General features: G+C 51.5%; 14 protein-coding genes and 1 pseudogene. 12 read left to right on the plus strand and 3 right to left on the minus strand.

The annotated features are described in order from the left end of the window. Positions 1 to 32: 32 nt before the first annotated feature. The 11 genes and pseudogenes from KXU80_RS05060 (at position 33) to KXU80_RS05105 (ending at position 15,457) form a co-directional block, all read left to right on the plus strand. A complete protein-coding gene (locus KXU80_RS05060) occupies positions 33 to 2,300 on the plus strand; it encodes a beta-glucosidase family protein (protein ID WP_219837177.1) in 2,268 nt (755 codons plus the stop codon). A 178-nt stretch (positions 2,301 to 2,478) separates the two neighbouring features. Then, positions 2,479 to 3,441: an ABC transporter permease gene (locus KXU80_RS05065; protein WP_374987752.1), complete on the plus strand. Its 963-nt coding sequence runs from the start codon at positions 2,479 to 2,481 to the stop codon at positions 3,439 to 3,441. Between the two features lie 11 nt (positions 3,442 to 3,452). Beyond that, complete coding sequence (locus KXU80_RS05070) at positions 3,453 to 4,340, plus strand: carbohydrate ABC transporter permease (protein WP_219837178.1); 888 nt, start codon at positions 3,453 to 3,455, stop codon at positions 4,338 to 4,340. 124 nt (positions 4,341 to 4,464) lie between these two features. Next, positions 4,465 to 6,228 carry a sensor histidine kinase gene (locus KXU80_RS05075; protein WP_219837179.1) on the plus strand — a complete coding sequence of 588 codons (1,764 nt, stop codon included), beginning with the start codon at positions 4,465 to 4,467 and terminating at the stop codon, positions 6,226 to 6,228. Beyond that, entirely contained in the window at positions 6,212 to 7,834 is a 1,623-nt protein-coding gene (locus KXU80_RS05080) for a response regulator transcription factor (RefSeq protein WP_258171262.1), read from the plus strand. Before KXU80_RS05075 ends, KXU80_RS05080 begins: the two co-directional genes overlap by 17 nt. A 109-nt stretch (positions 7,835 to 7,943) precedes the next feature. Next, positions 7,944 to 9,464, plus strand: a complete 1,521-nt coding sequence (locus KXU80_RS05085; protein ID WP_219837180.1) for an ABC transporter substrate-binding protein — start codon at positions 7,944 to 7,946, stop codon at positions 9,462 to 9,464. 89 nt (positions 9,465 to 9,553) lie between these two features. After that, positions 9,554 to 12,076 carry a glycoside hydrolase family 3 N-terminal domain-containing protein gene (locus tag KXU80_RS05090; RefSeq protein WP_308858189.1) on the plus strand — a complete coding sequence of 841 codons (2,523 nt, stop codon included), beginning with the start codon at positions 9,554 to 9,556 and terminating at the stop codon, positions 12,074 to 12,076. Positions 12,077 to 12,117: 41 nt separating this feature from the next. Then, the gene (locus KXU80_RS05095; protein ID WP_219837181.1) at positions 12,118 to 13,137 is read left to right on the plus strand and encodes a hypothetical protein; all 1,020 of its coding nucleotides are present in this window, start codon (positions 12,118 to 12,120) and stop codon (positions 13,135 to 13,137) included. A gap of 63 nt (positions 13,138 to 13,200) precedes the next feature. Then, positions 13,201 to 13,254: pseudogene (locus tag KXU80_RS28375) on the plus strand (hypothetical protein); the annotation flags it as partial. A 595-nt stretch (positions 13,255 to 13,849) separates the two neighbouring features. Beyond that, positions 13,850 to 14,080, plus strand: coding sequence for a hypothetical protein (locus tag KXU80_RS28380; protein WP_374987753.1), 231 nt, complete (start codon positions 13,850 to 13,852; stop codon positions 14,078 to 14,080). 45 nt (positions 14,081 to 14,125) lie between these two features. Beyond that, entirely contained in the window at positions 14,126 to 15,457 is a 1,332-nt protein-coding gene (locus KXU80_RS05105; protein ID WP_219837182.1) for a prolyl oligopeptidase family serine peptidase, read from the plus strand. Positions 15,458 to 15,459: 2 nt separating this feature from the next. On the opposite strand, the gene KXU80_RS05110 is transcribed toward KXU80_RS05105, so the two are convergent. Then, complete coding sequence (locus KXU80_RS05110; RefSeq protein WP_258171263.1) at positions 15,460 to 15,828, minus strand: LysR family transcriptional regulator substrate-binding protein; 369 nt, start codon at positions 15,826 to 15,828, stop codon at positions 15,460 to 15,462. Positions 15,829 to 16,159: 331 nt separating this feature from the next. Beyond that, entirely contained in the window at positions 16,160 to 16,504 is a 345-nt protein-coding gene (locus KXU80_RS05115) for a YhjD family protein (RefSeq protein WP_219837183.1), read from the minus strand. A gap of 404 nt (positions 16,505 to 16,908) precedes the next feature. Here KXU80_RS05115 and KXU80_RS05120 point away from each other — a divergent pair, with 404 nt between their 5' ends. After that, positions 16,909 to 17,364, plus strand: coding sequence for an IS3 family transposase (locus tag KXU80_RS05120; protein ID WP_219837184.1), 456 nt, complete (start codon positions 16,909 to 16,911; stop codon positions 17,362 to 17,364). A gap of 258 nt (positions 17,365 to 17,622) precedes the next feature. Here the strand turns inward: KXU80_RS05120 and KXU80_RS05125 are convergent, their stop codons facing one another. Then, the gene (locus KXU80_RS05125; RefSeq protein ID WP_219837185.1) at positions 17,623 to 18,525 is read right to left on the minus strand and encodes a tyrosine-type recombinase/integrase; all 903 of its coding nucleotides are present in this window, start codon (positions 18,523 to 18,525) and stop codon (positions 17,623 to 17,625) included. Positions 18,526 to 18,724: the final 199 nt, after the last annotated feature.

Here is an 18,724-nt window from a genome sequence, read left to right on the forward strand (position 1 = left end):
ATCAAAATCGCTTCATGGAGGGGTTGCAATCGATGGACAGGGATATCAAACAACTGATCGAACAAATGACCTTGGAGGAAAAAGCGGGGCTCTGCTCCGGACTCGACTTTTGGCACTTAAAAGGGATCGAGCGACTCGGCATTCCGTCTATCATGGTGACAGACGGGCCTCATGGCCTGCGCAAGCAGAGGGAAGGAACCGACCACGTCGGCTTGTTCGACAGCGTCCCGGCGACTTGCTTCCCGTCCGCGGCGGGTGTCGCCAGTTCCTGGGACCGGGACTTGATCCGGCGCATGGGCGAGGCTCTGGGAGAGGAGTGCCAGGCGGAAGACGTGGCGGTCTTGCTGGGCCCGGGTGCCAACATCAAGCGGTCCCCTTTGTGCGGAAGAAATTTCGAATATTTTTCCGAAGATCCGTATTTGTCCTCCGAAATGGCGGCCAGCCATATTCAGGGCGTGCAGAGCCAGGGCGTCGGCACTTCACTCAAGCATTTCGCAGCTAATAACCAAGAGCACCGCCGGATGACTTCGGATTCCGTCGTGGACGAGCGGACGCTTCGCGAAATTTATCTCGCGAGCTTCGAGGGCGCGGTCAAGCAAGCGCAGCCTTGGACGGTCATGTGCTCTTACAACAAAGTGAATGGAACGTTCGTCTCGGAGAACGAGTACTTGCTGACGGACATTCTGAAGGACGAATGGGGGCTCGAAGGCTTCGTCGTTTCCGACTGGGGCGCCGTCAACGAGCGCACGGACGGATTAGCCGCCGGTCTGGAGCTCGAGATGCCTGCGAGCGGCGGGGCAGGCGACCGGCAAATCGTCGACGCCGTCCGCAACGGCAAGTTGCCGGAGGAGAAGCTGGACCGGGCGGTCGAACGCCTGCTAAGCATCATCTTCAAAGCAGTGGACAACAAAAAGCCGAACGCGAGCTACGATCCCGAAGCGCATCACCGGCTGGCCCGCGAAGTGGCGCGGGAAAGCATGGTTCTGCTGAAGAACGAGGAGGGTATCCTGCCGCTTCGCAGGGAAGGCAAGATCGCGGTCATCGGCGAGCTTGCGGTCAAAGCGCGTTATCAGGGCGGCGGCAGTTCGCATATCAAGCCGACGAAGCTGGAGGAAATCCGGGAGGAGATCGTGAAGTCGGCCGGCAGCAGGGCGCAGGTTACCTATGAGCAGGGCTACAAGTTGGACAGCGACGCTACGGACATCCAGCTGGCCACGGAAGCCGTCCGCGCCGCAGCGCAAGCCGACGTCGCTGTTCTGTTTGCCGGCTTGCCGGACCGCTACGAATCGGAAGGATACGATCGGACGCACCTGCGCCTGCCGGAGAACCAGATCGAGCTGATCCGGGCGCTCGCCGCGGAGCAGCCAAACTTGGTCGTCGTGCTCAGCAACGGCTCGCCGGTGGAAATGCCCTGGATCAGCAGCGCGAAGGCGGTGCTGGAAGCCTATCTGGGCGGTCAGGCACTCGGAGGCGCGATCGCAGACCTCTTATTCGGCGATGCGAATCCGTGCGGCAAACTGGCGGAGACGTTCCCGAAACGTATCGAGGACAACCCGTCCTACCTGTTTTACTTTGGCGAAGGAGACAGGGCTGAGTACCGGGAAGGAATCTTCGTCGGGTACCGTTACTACGACGCGAAAAAGGTCGAGCCGTTGTTTCCGTTCGGTTACGGATTAAGCTATACGACGTTCATGTATTCCGATCTAGCGCTGGATCGCGCTCAATTCCGGGACGACGAGAAGGTAACCGTCTCCGTCAAGGTTGTGAACACGGGGAACCGCTCCGGAAAAGAGATCGTTCAGCTCTATGTTCGTGATAAGGAAACCACGGTCATCCGTCCGGTCAAGGAGCTGAAAGGCTATGCCAAAGTGGAGCTTCATCCGGGCGAACGGAAGACGGTTTCCTTTACGCTCAATAAGCGTTCATTTGCCTTTTACGATACGGAGATGAAGGATTGGCGTGTCGAGACCGGCGAGTTCGAGATTTTGATCGGAAAGTCGTCAAGCGACATTGTGTTGACCGGCAACGTTCAGGTTCAATCTACGGCTGTCCGCAACAAGAAATATACCCGTAACTCGACGATCGGCGATCTGATGCAGGATCCGGCAACGCGGCCGATCTTAACCGATTTGTTGGCTAAGCGCAGTCCGTTCGGCTCGGTCGATGCCGGAGAAGCTTCGGACTTGATGGAAGCAATGATGAAAGACATGCCTCTGCGCGGGTTGGCCGCGTTCAGCGGCGGCGCCATGTCGGAGGAAGCGCTTGAGGGAATATTAGCGGCTCTTAACCAAGCAGGTTAAAGAGTGCGCGCAGCTTTCAGAGGCTCGTCGCCATGCGGGCCTCTTTCCCGTTAATGAACAACCCGTGCACGCGGTCTTGGCGGAAGTCGTCTAACCGATACCAAGAAGTCGGCAAACCGTAAGCTGCGACTTCCCGATTCCTTTATGATAGAAGCAAGACAGAACAAGAGGTAAGGGGATGGACATGCAGCAGATAACCGCCGTAACAAGAACGAATGCAGTAAGGAAAACCAAAACGAATGCGTTCTTTAAATTTTTACCGCTCACCGTCATGGTGCTGCCGGGCATGATCTATTTGCTCATCAACAACTATTTGCCGATGTTCGGAATCGTCATCGCCTTTAAAGACGTGAATTTCACGAAAGGCATTCTCCAGAGCGACTGGGTCGGATTCCGCAATTTCGAATATTTGTTCACGACTTCCGACGCGTACGTCATTACGCGAAACACGATCGTTTACAACGTCCTATGGATCGCGATGGGCACGGCGATGTCGATTTTTCTGGCGATTCTGCTTAACGAGATCCGAAGCAAGTTTTTCTCCCGTTTCTATCAAAGCGTAATCCTGCTGCCGCAGCTTATCTCGATCATCATCGTCAGCTACATCGTTTACGCGGTGCTGAGTCTGGATACGGGGTTCATGAATAAAACGGTGCTGCCGGAGCTTGGCATGGAAGAGATTTCGTGGTATTTCGAACCGAAATATTGGCCGTTCATTCTGACGATCGTGCATTTTTGGAAAGGTCTCGGCTTCTCCGTCGTCGTCTACTTCGCGTCCATCATCGGCATCGACGAAGAGTATTACGAGGCGGCGCGTATGGACGGTGCCGGCAAATGGCGGCAAATCCGCTCGATCACCGTACCGCTTCTGATGCCAGTGATCATTATGCTGACGCTTCTATCGATCGGACGAATCTTCTATTCGGATTTCGGTTTGTTCTATCAAGTGCCGATGAATTCCGGTCCGCTGTACGATACGACGAACGTTATCGACACCTATGTTTACCGCGGGTTGCTTGGACTCGGAGATATGGGGATGTCGGCTGCGGCCGGCATGTATCAATCCGTCGTTGGCTTCGTACTTGTCATTGCGGCCAATTGGTTCGTCCGTAAAATCAACAAAGACAACGCATTGTTTTAAGGGGGATTTCGATGAAGACGGAAAATCGGGCTTGGAATCGGTTCGGTCATATCCTATTTGCCTTTCTTAGCGCGGCATGTATCATACCTTTTGTCCTGCTTATCGTCTCCTCATTCACGGATGAACAGGAAATCGTCCGGAACGGATATTCCTTTTTCCCTTCCGTATATAGCGCAAGTGCGTATAAGTACCTTTGGTACAGCGGGGCGGAAATTTTCCGCGCATACGGGATCACCGTATTGGTAACGGTTTTCGGCACGGCATCCAGTCTGACGATCACATCGTTGCTCGCTTATCCGCTTTCCCGAAACGATTACCCGGCACGGAACGTACTTGCTTTCGCCGTCTTTTTCACCATGCTGTTCAATGGAGGACTCGTCCCGTCTTATCTGGTCTATACCGAGATGTTCGAGCTCAAGAATACGATATGGGCGCTAATCGTTCCCGGATTGCTGATGAACGGATTTAACATTATGCTGATGCGGACTTTCTTCATGACGTCGATTCCGATGCCGGTCATCGAATCCGCGAAAATCGACGGCGCGGGCGAATGGAGAACATTCGGCTCGATCGTCCTGCCGCTGTCTATGCCGATCATGGCCACGATCGGCTTGTTCCAAACGATCTACTATTGGAACGACTGGAATAACGGGTTGATCTATTTGACGGATGCGAGATTATACGGAATCCAGAACTTGCTCAATCGGATTCTTTCGGACGCGCAGTTTTTGTCAAGCAGCAGCTTCAGTTCCTATGCCAGCACGCTCACCCAGGCGGCGCCGATCGAAACGGTCAAGATGGCGATTGCGGTCATCGGCGTCCTGCCCATCCTGGCCGCCTATCCGTTCTTTCAAAAATATTTCGTCAAAGGAATCGTCATCGGCGCGGTCAAAGGATAACCGAAGCGGCGATACGAATAGCTCAAGTCCATTCTGGATTGTTGTTTTAAGGCAATCCGATGGGCTTTTTGCTATTATAGATGAGTTATCGGACAATTTCACGGAATAGGTGGTGGCATCCATCATGGCATCTATCGCAAGCCAGTTCGCGTTTCGCGCGATGCGGGCCAAGCTGATAATCGGCGTCCTGCTGCTCACGCTCCCGCCCATCGGCATGCTGATTTATAACAATTTATACGCCATCAATGTCGTCCGCAATCAGGTTGCGGACTCCTATAAGAACACGACGCAAATGTACATGAATCAGATCGACGTCAAATTGGACGATATCGATAAATACATGAACAATATCGTGGCGCTGAATCTAGAGTTCATCACGATGGCCCAGACCTCATCCGAGGATCGGTACGTGATGTCCAAGCTCTTGCTGTACAACAGCATGTTCAATGATATCAACATGTATCCGTCCGCTTACTCTTTTATTTTATATGATAAGAAACGGTCCGATTATTTGGAGATCAATCAAGGAAGAGGCGGCTATTCCGTTCAGGAGCAAATCAAAGATTTCGTTCGCGGGCAAGCGGAACAAAACCGGTTACAAAGCGAATACCGCACCTACGGTTGGGTTGTGAAACCGATCGATGGCGACTATTTTTTGATCCATACGATGAAGTACGACAATCTTTATCTTACGGCCACGATAAAGGCGAACGATTTGATGATTCCGTTCAGCCTCCTGCAAACCGGGGATCGGGGCGGAGCTTTGTTTACCGATCCGAACGGCACGGCGATGACGAACCCCAAGCTCGTGGAGACGAGCGGAATCGAGCTTCGTTCGAAACCGTCGGATTATTATTTATCGGGGAAAAACCACCGTTTCCTGATCGTCGGACAGCCGTCGCGAACAAGCGCGTTCAGCCTCGTCGTCGTCATACCGGACGATAAAATTTTGCAAAACTTGCAAGTCATGCAGAGGATCGTCTCCTTGTTTCCGATTATCGCCTGCATGATTCTGCCGGTAGGACTGTTTTTCCTGAGAAAAACGATTTTGCTCCCGCTCAACCGCTTGCTTGCGGCCATGAAGCGGATCCGCGGCGGAATTCTGGAAACCCGCATCGAATCGGCTCCGAATACGAATGAGTTTCAACTCGTGAACGAGACGTTTAATCAAATGGTCGATCAAATCCGCGAGCTGAAAATCAACGTGTACGAAGAGCAGATCAGCAAGCAGAAAGAAGAGCTGCTGCGGCTTCAACTGCAGATGAATCCTCATTTTTTCATGAATTCTCTCTCGGTTTTGTATCATCTGGCCAAAGTCAACAAGACGGATTTGATGATGGAAATGACGCTCTGCCTCATTCAGCACTTCCGCTTTATGTTCAGAAGCAACTTAACCTTCGTGCTGCTGAAGGATGAGCTCGAGCATGCGCGCAATTATTTGAGGATCCAAGAGCTCCGTTTCCCAGGGAGCATCTCTTGCGAGATTCAGGTGCCCGATTTTCTGCTGGAGGTGCCGGTTCCTCCGCTCATTCTCCAAACGTTTATCGAGAATACGGTCAAGCACGCCGTCACTTTGGAAGAACCGATCCTGATCACGGCATGCGTCGACGTTGCCGATTCGGAAACGGTGCCGTCGCTGGCGATCCACATCGAAGATACGGGGAAAGGTTATCCGTCTCATGTGCTTCGGGAGATCAACAAAGGTAATTCGATCGTGAACGAGAAGGGCGAGCATACCGGCATTTGGAACGTGCAGCGCCGGATTCGCCTGCTCTACGGGAAGGACGGGAATATCCGTTTCGGCAACCGGACTCCGCATGGCGCCGTCGTGAATATCATAGTGCCCATGGAGCCAGACAGAAGGCAGGGGGGTGAAGCCGTTGTATAGGCTGCTGATCGTCGATGACGAGATTCATGTGGTAGAGGGCTTGATCTTCGATCTGAATGGGGAGAAGCTGAACATTTCCGAAGTTTTCACGGCGTACACGGTCAAAATGGCCAAAGAGGTATTCGAGAAGTTTCCGGTCGACATCCTGCTCTGCGATATCCAGATGCCGCAGGGGAGCGGCTTGGAATTGCTGGCATGGGTCAAAGAGAACTATCCCGCAACCGAAACGATCTTGATTACGAGCCATGCCGACTTTCATTATGCCAAAGAAGCGCTCGAGTTGGGCAGTTTGGATTACCTGCTCAAGCCGGTTCCGGTGGCGGAACTGGAGAAAGCGATCGAGAAGGCGAAAAGCAAGATCAGCCAGACCAGCCAATTCAACCAGTACCATAAGCTCTGGACGCAGCATCACCCGCTGATCGTCGAGCGGTTTTGGCTGGATTTGCTGCAGCATACGATCCCGGCGAAAGATTCGGCCATTCGGACAATCATTAAGGAACGCAATTTGCCTTACTCCGAGCGGATGAAATTTCTCCCGGTGCTCGTAAGCGTGCATCGGTGGCAAAAAGACTTGAATGTACGCGACCGAAAGATATTGGAATATGCGCTAAAGAACAGTGCGGACGAATTGATTTTCGGCGACTCGCATAGCGGCAGCATCGTGCCGCTCGAACGGAGCCGAATGCTGCTCGTCTTGGTGCTCCAACCGGGGGAAGACGGTATTCCGGAGCCGCTCCGGACAAGCTGCCAGGCGTACATCGAATCGTGCCGCCGCTATTTTTATTGCGATATTTCCTGTTACATTGGCTCGGCGGCCTATGCCCATGAACTACCGGGCGTGTACGGTAGATTGACCGCGCTCGAACGCAACAACGTCGCATTCGATAACAAAGTATTCCTGCTGCAGGGGGACATCCGCACCTCGGAGCCGATCAAATTGCCAGACATGGAACTATGGGCGGTCATGTTGAAGAAAGGCGCTAAGGATACGATCGTACGTGAAGCTTCGGATTATTTGGAGCGGCTCGTGAAATCGAATTGCGTCGACGCGGCTCTCCTCCAGAAGCTGTACGTGGATTTTCAGCAGATGGTCTATTCCTTGCTGAATCAGCAAGGAATTCATGCATACCGGTTGTTCGGTGATCCGCTTTCGGCCGAACTGTCGACGGACGCCACCCGTTCCGTATTCGATCTGATCGCCTGGATGAAGCACACGGTGTACAAAGCGTTGGAACAAACGGAAGCGGAAAGCGTCGTGGATAAGGTCAAAAAGTATATCTCGCACCATCTCGATCAGGACGAGCTTTCCCGTGACGGCATCGCAGCCCAAACGTTTTTGAACCCGGATTATTTGTCGAGAATCTTCAAGCGGGAAACCGGGTTTTCCATTTCCGACTACGTGCTTCAGGAACGGATCCGGATTGCCAAGGAGCTGCTTGCCAAGACGGAAATGGCGATCAGCCAGGTCGCCGAATCCGTCGGATATTCCAACTTTTCGCATTTTACGAATATCTTCAAAAAACATGCGGGCTTAAGCCCCATGGACTACCGCCATCGGAATCAGGATGCGCATGCTTCCCGAAGCGGCGAGCACACTTCGCGATAAAGTCGGCAAAGCGCAAGTGACGAGTCGTCTAACCGTAAGTCCCTGCGAACGGAACCCGGTATCATGATAGACAGCAAAACAATTCTATCCATAGGGGGTTCTAGAAGGTATGCGAAAAATCAAGGCTTCAACCCGCCTCTCCCTCATCCTGGCGATGGTGGCGGTGCTTCTGCTCTCGGCTTGCTCTTCGAAGAGCGAAGAAAAGGCGACGCCGACCGATTCTGCCACGGGTCAACAGGAAGAGAAACCGATCGAGCTGAAGGTGGCGTTCCCGATCTTCGGAGCCGAGCCGAAAGATTTGAAGCTGGTTCAAGATGAGGTCAATAAGCTGACGAAAGAAAAAATCAATGCGACCGTCACCTTCATGCCGATCAGCATCGGCAACTGGACGCAGCAAATGAACCTCATCCTGAGCGGAAATGAGAAGCTGGACCTGACCGTCGTGTTGGGCTATTCCACCGCAGTGGCCAAAGGACAGCTGCTGGAAATGACCGAATTGCTTGAGAAGGATGGAAGCGGTATCACCTCCGCGCTCGGAGATTCTTACGTCAACGCGGGGAAAATCAACGGAAAAATTTACGGCGTTTCCAGCGTCCGCGATTTGGCGGTCGATTACGGGGTGCTGTTCCGCAAAGATTTGGTCGACAAGTATAACGTCAATGTCGATGCGATCAAGTCTTTGAACGATTTGGAACCGATCCTGAAGCAAATCAAAGAGAACGAGCCCGGAGTGGCTCCGATTGCGCCGGGCTCGGTAGGCGCGACATTCATCGATCAATTCCCGCTCGGGGACCCGCTTGGCGACGGTTTCGGGATTCTCCCGAATTACGACAACGGCCTGAAAGTGGTCAACCAGTACGAGATGCCGGAATACGCGGAATTGCTCAAGCTTTTCCGGAAGTGGTATCAAGCGGGATACGTGCTGAAGGACACCGCTACGACCCAAACCCAGACAAGCGATCTCATGAAGGCGGGCAAGCTTTTCGCCAACACCGCGAATATGAAGCCCGGATTCGCCCAGCAAGAAAGCCGCACTACCGGCAGAGAATACGTTACGGCTGAATTGAAACCTTCCGTAGCCACGACGAACGACGTCACGAAGATCGTGTGGGCGATTCCGAGAAACGCCGAAAGTCCGGAACACTCCATGCAGCTGCTGAACCTGATATTCTCCGATCCTCAAATCGTGAATTTGCTCGATTGGGGAATCGAAGGCAAACATTACGTGAAGGTTGCCGGCTCGGACAATATGATCGAATTCGCTCCAGGAATCGATGCGTCGAATAATCCGTATTCCCTCAACTTGAACTGGCTGATGGGCAATCAATTTCTTTCCTACGTGTTCAAAGGAGAGGATGCGGATATTTGGAAGAAGATGGACGAGTTTAACAAAGGAGCCGTCAAGTCGAAGGCGCTCGGCTTCACGTTCGACGCGGTGCCGGTGAAAGCGGAAATCACGGCCGTGACGAACGTGCAGAATCAGTACAAGCGCGGCTTGGAAACGGGGTCGCTCGATCCGGAGAAGAACCTTCCGGCGTTCATCTCGAAGCTGAAGGAAGCGGGGATCGACAAGATCATTGCCGAGAAGCAGAAGCAGCTTGACGCCTGGGTGAAAACGCAGCAGCAATAACAGATTTGGAGTCCGGCTCCCGAGACGCTTGCCAGGAGTGTCTCGGGAGTTTTCTTTACCATCTTAATGCGCTCATGAGAGGAGTAAACATGATGTTGGGAAAATGGTATGCCGTGATCAAAACGCCGGCCAGCAAAATGAAATTGAAATTTTCGATCGGGGAACTAAACGGCTTTTATTCTGTAGCCGTAAGCTCGGAGCCGTTTCCGATCGCGATTGCTTTCGACCGGGTGTCGGTAGACGGGACGCGAATGGAAGCGTTCGGAAAGGCGACGCTGCTTCAGGAAGAAGACGTTTCCCTCGTATTGAACTTCGGGGAAAAGACTTTCGCCGGCACGCTCGATCTTCCGCCGTTCGGCGCGATGAAATTCGAAGGGTTTCCGGGTGATGGGCCGAGTCTGGCCGAAGGATTGTTGCAGGAGCTGGCACAATATCGCAAGTTCGGCGTAACGGAAAGGACGGACGCGGAAATCGCGGACGAGGTCGAGAAGCTGCTGCGGAAAATGACCTTAGCCGATAAAGTCGGCCAGATGAGCCAATGCATGGCCTCGAATTTCTCCTTCGGCGAAGACGTCGCTTCCGAGCCGCCGGAGAAGCTCGTCGAGGAGGGCAAAGCCGGTTCGATTCTCGGCGCATTCGATATCGAGCGGGTGTTCGAATTGCAGCGCATCGCCGCCGAGAAATCGCCGCATGGGATCCCTTTGCTGTTCAACGCGGATATTATCCACGGACATCAAACCATCTTTCCTGTACCTCTAGCGTGGTCGTGCAGCTGGGATTTGGATGGCATCCGCCGTGCGTGCGCTATCGCGGCGAAGGAAGCGTCCGCTTCCGGCATCACGTACAATCACGGCCCGATGGTCGATGTTAGCCGCGATCCGAGGTGGGGGCGCGTCGTCGAAGGCTCCGGCGAAGATCCGTATCTGGGAGCCAGGATTGCCGAAGCGCAGGTGAAAGGGTTCCAGGGCGACAGCTTGTTTAGCCCGGAAACGATCATCGCCTGCCTGAAGCATTTTATCGCGTATGGCGCGGCGGAAGGCGGGCGCGACTATAACACGGTGGACATATCCGAAGGAACGCTGCGGAACGTCTACTTGCCTCCTTTCCAAGCGGGCATCGCGGCGGGTGCGGGTTCGGTCATGAACGCGTTCAACATTTATCAAGGCGTGCCGGTGGCGGGAAACAAGTTCCTGCTCAACGATTTGCTTCGGGACGAGTTGGGCTTCGACGGCATGCTGATTTCCGACTACGGCGCCGTGGAAGAAATTCATATTCATGGCTGCGCGGAAGACGGGAAAGAAGCGGCGCGAATGGCGCTCGAAGCGACGATGGACATTGAGATGGTGACGAGGACCTATGCGATCCACCTTCCGAAGCTAATCGAAGAAGGCGTCGTGAAGGAAGAACAATTGGATGCGGCGGTTCGCCGAATCCTGACGTACAAATACAAGATTGGGATCATGGACGATCCATTCCGGTATATCCGGCCGGAGAAGGAAAAAGAGTATCATTTCTCCGCCGAACACTTGAGCGAAAGCCGGGAACTGGCGCGCAAGTCGATCGTGCTGCTCAAGAATGACGGGGTGCTGCCGCTGTCCCCGGCGGACGGCAAGATCGCCGTGGTCGGACCGTTCGCGAGGAGTAAAGATTTGCTCGGTCCGTGGCAATTCTCCAGATACGGTAACGAGACGGTCACTCTGGAGCAGGGCTTACGTGAAACGATCGGCGCAGACCGGCTGTTGGTCGCTGACGGCTGCACTGTAGAAGGATCGATCGAAGGCGGCTTCGAAGAGGCAGTCCGCGCGGCGCAGGAAGCAGACGTCGTCTTGCTGGCACTGGGCGAGTCCAGCCATATGAGCGGCGAAGCGGCGTCCCGCATGGAAATTACGCTTCCGGACATTCAGCGGCAACTGGCGGAAGAGATCGTCAAGCTCGGCAAACCGACGGTGCTCGTACTGACGAACGGACGACCGCTTATATTGGATTGGTTCGACCGCAAAGTCAATGCCATCGTGGAGACTTGGTTTCTCGGTTCCCAAGCGGGTTACGCGATCGCCGACATTCTGTTCGGAGCGTACAATCCTTCCGGCAAGCTGACGATGAGCTTCCCGTATCGGGAAGGACAGATTCCGGTTTACTACAACCGATTCCAGACAGGAAGACCGGTAACGGATAAGAACAAGGACGCTAAGTTCATTTCCAAATATGTCGACGGTCCGAACGAGCCGCTGTACCCGTTCGGATACGGCTTGGGCTATACGACTTTCGAGTACTCGGAGCCCACGTTGGATAAGGAGGTCATGCAGCGCTCGGACACCGTTACCCTTCAAGTGACCGTACGCAATACGGGAAATGCAGCGGGGGAAGAAATCGTGCAATTGTATATCCAAGATCTGCACGGCTCCGCCGTTCGGCCGGTGAAGGAATTGAAAGGCTTTCAGCAAGTCGCGCTGCAGCCCGGCGAGAATCGGGGAATTCGGTTCACCATCTCCGAACAGGACTTGATGTATTATGGGGCGGATTTAACTTATAAAGCCGAAGCCGGCGATTTTCACGTCTATATCGGTCCGAATTCCAGAGATGTGAAGCAAGCGAAGTTCAAGCTGGTGTAAAAGACTGAAGAAACCTTATTCGAAAGGAGAGTGGGCAAACGGTGCTTTCGAAATTGCATGAAGTATTGGCGGGAAGAGAAGACAACTATATTTTGCCGTTCTTCTGGCAGCACGGCGAGGACGAGCAAGTGCTTCGGGAAGAGATGGCCCGTATTCACGAATCCGGTATCCGGGCGGTTTGCGTGGAAGCGCGGCCGCATCCGGACTATCTCGGCCCCAAATGGTGGAGCGATATGGACGTCATCATGGAAGAGGCCAAAGCGCGCGGGATGCGGGTCTGGGTGTTGGACGACGATCATTTTCCGACGGGACATGCGGCCGGCCGCTTGAAGGATGCGCCGAAGGAGCTTCGCCGCCTCTTCCTGTCGGCCATGCACACCGACGCACTCGGGCCCAGATGCGGCTCGTCGTTCGTTACGGCTCCGCTGCCCCACGTGCCGGGCATTTTCGAAGGAGGCGGCGGGACCGTCTTGGCCGTCGTTGCCGTCAAGCGCGACCCAGTTACCGGTACGTTAACCGACGAAGCGATCGATTTGACGGACGAAGCGAAGGGCGGCAGGCTGATCTGGGACGTTCCCGCAGGCTACTGGAGGATCTTTACCCTCATCGAGAACGAGAAAGGCGGCGACCCATCCAAAGACGACTATATCAATCCGCTCGCCGCCGAGTCCGTTCGCGTGCTCATCGATACCGTCTACGAATCGTTTTACGCCCGCTATCGCGACGATTTCGGGGGGACGTTCGCGGTTTTTTTCTCCGACGAGCCCGGATTTTACAACGATAAAACGACGTTCGATTTCGATTCCAAACTGGGCAAAAAAAACGTCGCTCTGCCGTGGAGCGCGGATATGCCGAAACTCTACCCTGCGTTCACTGCACCAGTCGCCGATCTGATCGGTGAAATTCCGGGCATACAGCTGGCTGACGAGATTCATATAGCCATAGCGGATCCCGTGCATGGATTCACCGCCTTCATGCCACAGCAGCGGCAGCAACCGTTTGTATCCGAGCCGAATTCCAGTTCCGGAACGTTCCGGTATGAGACCGATTTGTTTTGGTAGAACGAATCAGGCAGCCGAGCGGCGATCGATCTGGGCGAAGTCTACGAGACGGCGGAAGTATTCATCAACGGCGTATCCGCAGGTGTTCGCATTGCCGCGCCTTACCGGTTTGACCTGACCGGACATCTGCGAAACGGCAGCAATGCGCTTATGATCGAAGTGACGAACACGCTGGTGAAGGAAAATCCGGATTTCATGTCGCGGATCGCGCAGCATGAACCGAGCGGTTTGCTCGGTCCCGTTCGTTTGATCGTCGGTTGATCGGTCAAACAGTCGAAGATCAGTAGGGAAGGTACGAAGGAATGACGTTCGCGTGGTTCTCAATACGAGTGACCTTTATAACGGGAATGATGCTGCGGTTTCAATGAAAAGGCATGATGCGATGATTCTGGAGCAAAGAGATCCGGAAAGTAAGAATCAGAACAATACCGGATTTTACCCTCGGCGGAAATTATACCTATAAAAAAACATTCTATGCGCCAAAAGAATATGAACAGACGTGAACGCGAGTCCCGTCTACCAAAAAGCGGTGGATAATCTGTTCTTAAAGGGGGTGATAAGGAATGGGCGATTGAAGCTCTGAATAACGATCATATGATGGCTCTGCAAAACATGTTGGCGCAAGTAAGAATGGACGACGGCGAGAAAGATACGTACCTAATGCGCGTTCCATACGTCGGACGTTCCGTATTTTCTCCATAATTTCAGCGGCTTGCGCGCCAATTACTGGGCGAAGGAAGATTTTGACCTCGGCGATCTTACGTCTCAATATTTACTCCATTTTGCCCGTTCCGGCAACCCGAATGGGGACGGACTTCCGAACTGGACGCCCGCCTCAGGAAAGTATGACTATTTGGACATATCCGCAAGCAGTCATATTCAAAAGATGAATGATGATAGAGCCGCACTCTGGACAGTGTATTTGCATGCGATGTATCCATAATTTTCGAGGAATTGATCCTATAATCGAGAGGTAGGAAAATGGGTTATGAAAAATATCATCCGTAAACACGTAAAGACAGCTGCGTTGTGCACATTAGCAGTCAGCACAGTCCTCTCTTCCAGCACCGGGGTATTGGCCAAAGGCGTTAAACCATCGTCTTCCTCGTACCGAACGGTTACGGAAGTGGAAGATTGGGGAGCCGTCATCACCAAGGTCATCGTCGATTTGGGCAAGCCGGTTCCGAAAGGCGCGGTTACGACGGATACGTTCAACGTCCATGTCGTACGAAGTGATAGCCGGTTAACCAATCCCAAATTGGAGGAAGGCGATCGAACGGTAATCAACGCGTACGTCTCGGATAAAGACGGAAATCGGGTCGTGCAGACAGGCAAATATGCCGTACTGGAAATTGAAATCGGCCCGGATGTAACATTAGGGTCCGCCCTTAACTTCGCCTATCCGCCGGGATTCAACGCATGGAGTGACAATCAATATACCATTACCCAACAAAAAGAAATCAAAACGCCTGCCGGTTCGATTACCGGATTGGTTGCGGATACGTTTGCGGGAGGAGTCAGGGAGCTGATCGATGATTTTACGACCGGCCAAGCGACATACAACGGCCAAACGTTGACCTATGCTGATTTTGCACCAAAAAAAGATAACCATAAGAACCCCTTGATTATATGGCTGCATGGTTTCGGAGAAGGCGGTACGGACCCGACGATGCCAATTGCCGCCAATAAGGCTGTCAACTTTGCTTCCGAACATATCCAATCCTACTTTGACGGAGTGTATGTCTTGGCGCCTCAAACGCCGACATTTTGGATGGATGGGGTAACCGGGTTTGGGGACGGCACGTCGAAATACGAGGATTCGCTTATGGCACTCATTCAAGATTATGCAGCGAATAACAAAGACATTGACCCGAATCGAATCTACATCGGCGGCGACTCCAACGGCGGATATATGACGATGCTGATGATTCGCGATTATCCGGATTATTTTGCCGCTGCCTTCCCGACATGCGAGGCTCTAAAGGATACGCTCGTTACGGAGGAAGACATCCGAAACATGAAGGAGCTGCCGATCTGGTTTGTTGCAGCCAAAACAGATAATGTCGTGCCTCCGGATCAATACGCCGTGCCAACCTTCAACCGCTTGGCTCTAGCGGGGGCAAAAGACGTCCACATGTCCTTATTCGATAAGGTTATCGATACATCGGGCTTGTACAAGAAAGCCGACGGTACGCCGTACGAATACGGTGGACATAATTCCTGGATTTATGTCTATAACAACGAAGTCAAAGACACCATCAACGGGAAAGAGACCACTCTTATGGAGTGGCTGGCTTCCCAATCATTGAGTAAGAGATAATCTCAAGATAACGAGAAGTAACTTAAACGTCCTTGGTCGTTCCGGTAGGAATGGCCGAGGGCGTTAATTGTGTTACGGTCGCGAGATGCCGCGTGGTATCCGGGGGGATGCAGGAGCTTGTGCGGGATACGCACAAACTCGATCGAGATCACGTCATGCTTCCTGAGTTGATGATTCGCCGGCAAGACCGCAACATAGGGATCGTTAACGAGCGGGATCATATCAAGTCCATCACATGGAGCGGCAAGAAACCCGTGGTCAACGGTTCCTCCCTTGACCCAAGATTCAACCTCCGCATAGCTTCCTTCAAAGAGTTGTAGTACTACGCCGGGATAGCGGCTGCGAAACGCTTGAAAAATACCTGGAATCACGTTAGCCGCAAAGCTGGTGAAGGCGCCGATGCCTCTGCCACAACTTGATTAATCTTGCTATGTTTTGTGCAAGCTTAAATTCCTCTATACATTTTATGCATAAATATACAGAAAGCCATTTGCGGAAATTCTCATTAATTATGAAATCCGCTGCCCTTTTTGAGCTATTGTCCAGTCAAGTTTCTCAATAATTTTGAAAGTGCCCCTTGATAAATCAAGCTTTTCCGCTGCTGGTTTCTCAGTAATTCTGACATCACACATCATTTGCACTTTGAGGATAACGAAAGACAGCTCTGTAAGAATGATCCATCATTCCATCCAGGGCTGCCTTTTATTTTTCGAATACCTTGGCGATATACTGACCGAACTTCTTCGCTAATTCAGCTTTGACAAGGCTCCTTAGCATCTCAAATACCCCACGGTACCCCTTGTTCACATACTCGTACTTAAACGCTGATTTCTCGCGGACCTCAGAAGCGTCGACTTTCCACAGCTTAATATCTGCCGTTCGTAGTTGGTTCCGCGTGTACACGAGATCGGCATGGATCATGTCTTGGAGTTTGAGGAGCGTTGCCAGGTATAGAGACTTCATAGGTGTTGTCGAAGTCTCCATGTCCTTTCGTTGCTTTTCCACCATATCCAGCATGAGCGGCAGCAGGCAGCACTCTTTGATCATCACAAGTTCTTCTGGCGTTGAGATCACACATATCACCTCTGTGGTAGTATATGCGAACATTTGTTCTTTATCAACAGGTTAACGAAATAAAGGTTTTTACTCAATCATTATCCAAAGTGCTCCGGTCATTCCAAGAGAAGCAATTGAACCTCTTATCTTGTTGGGGCGCCAGCTCAACGCTACATTAATCAGCAGGCCTGCGCGATCATAACCACTACAACGATAAGTAACTTCATTCCTATTTGAGGGTTCGACTTCTTCTGCTCCCAGGAAAATCGGTCTAGGTGGTACAGCGGCATCACGTTATAAAGCATTTCGTGGACAGTGTGATGGTGGTACATTGACCCTGCCCCGAATAGATAGACACATAGAAAACCTCTATAATATACGTGGAGGGATTTACTATGGTGCAGCGGACGACAGGTGAAGGCTGGCTCTACCTTGCCGGCGTGCTAGATTTGCATGGCCGAAGACTCGTTGGCTGGGCGATGGATAGTCGTATGAAAACAGAGCTTGTCTGTGCCGCTCTAAAGCAAGCAATTGGCCGCACAGGTGCATCAAAAGGACTTATTGTACATTCTGATCGTGGTGTTCAATACGCCAGTAAAGACTACCAGAAGCTCCTCAAAAAACATGAATTTATCTGCAGCATGAGCCGCAAAGGGAATTGTTATGAAAATTCACCGATGGAATCCTTTTGGGGAAAGTTAAAGATGGAATGGCTTAATGATTACACATTCAAGACAAGAGCTGAGGCTAAGAAGGCTGTTTTTGAATACATCGAGCTATTTTACAACCGTCGGAGAACGCATTCCTCCAACGACTATGTCCCGCCATTCCTGGTCGGGGAAGAGATGTAAGGATTAGGCTAAATGGTGTCACTGAGGGTTTCTACGTGTCTACTTTTTCAGGGCAAGGTCACATCTACAAGCTTAGGCTATGATACATTTCGCAACAACCAAGCGTACAGTACTTTAGTACTTAGATCCTAGCTTTACAAGTAAAATCGAGAAATCAATTGGATGAACTCAAATAACAAGAACAGGAATTGGCATCTCACTTTCGAGATGCCTTTTTCTTTGAGGTGAGGACCGTCGACATCCACAATTTCTTTCAGCCTAGGTGCGAATTGGTTGAATGGTCATCATGGCTTCCCTTTTGGCCCATTCGTTTACAAATGTATATTTTTGAGTAGTACTAATATCAATATGGCCAAGTAGATCTTGTAACGTTCTCAGATCGACTTTACCGGAAGCCAATAAATTCACAGCAAATGAGTTTCGTAATTTATGAGATGATAATGGAACCCCTTTATATTGTAGATGGGCTTGTTTGAACGACTCAAGCACTTTTTCTGTAACATCCATAATTGCGCTTATAGAGATTCTTCGTCCAAGACGTGAGATGAACAATGCAGTTTCGTTGCTTTTCCTTGGTTGTACTCGTTCAGAAAGACATTTTTGCAGAAGCTCAATTACCGCAGGAGGGAGGGGAATATATCGCCATTTGTCTCCCTTTCCAAGCACAGTTAGCCGAGCAGCCTTTTCATTAAAGTCACTGATGTTCAATCTATGAATTTCTCCTACGCTGAGTCCGCAGTAGGCCATCATCGTGACGATAGTAATATCTCGAGTTTGATAGCGAGTATTAACCCATTGAAGCAAGTCTCCGAGATCATCCTGTTCGATGTAAATAGGAGCTTTCCTCTTGACGATTTTAGCCTTAAGAACGTCACTAGTCGGATTAGAATAGACTCGATTATGCAAGATCATTACCTTAAAGAAGAGTCGGATTGATGATAGTGATCGGTTCCAGGCAAGATCCCCGACCCCGCAGTTTCGTAATGTTGTATGGTGTGCCATAACATCGGATTTTTTTATATCTTCGATATGCCTCTTAGAAACACCACGTAAGAAGACTCTTACATCGTGAAGGTAACCTTTTTGAGTCTCCGGTGAGTAAGAATTTTCTTTCAGCCAAATTTGAAACAACTCAAATTCTTCATAAAACACTAAATTCATTTATGCACCGCCCCTAGATTAATTCCCATTTCCATTTCTCCTCTGGGTGTTGTTAAATATGATCACTAATCAAAATATTACCTAAAGCGCACATAAAAATAACAAGAATGATTTAAAGAAATCATTATTTATGCGGGTAGTCGCTTTATTGTCAAATCAGTGGAATAATTTTATGACAATATGGCTATTCCTTTGTGAT

This window comes from Paenibacillus sp. R14(2021) (genome assembly GCF_019431355.1).
Lineage (GTDB): Bacteria > Bacillota > Bacilli > Paenibacillales > Paenibacillaceae > Paenibacillus_Z.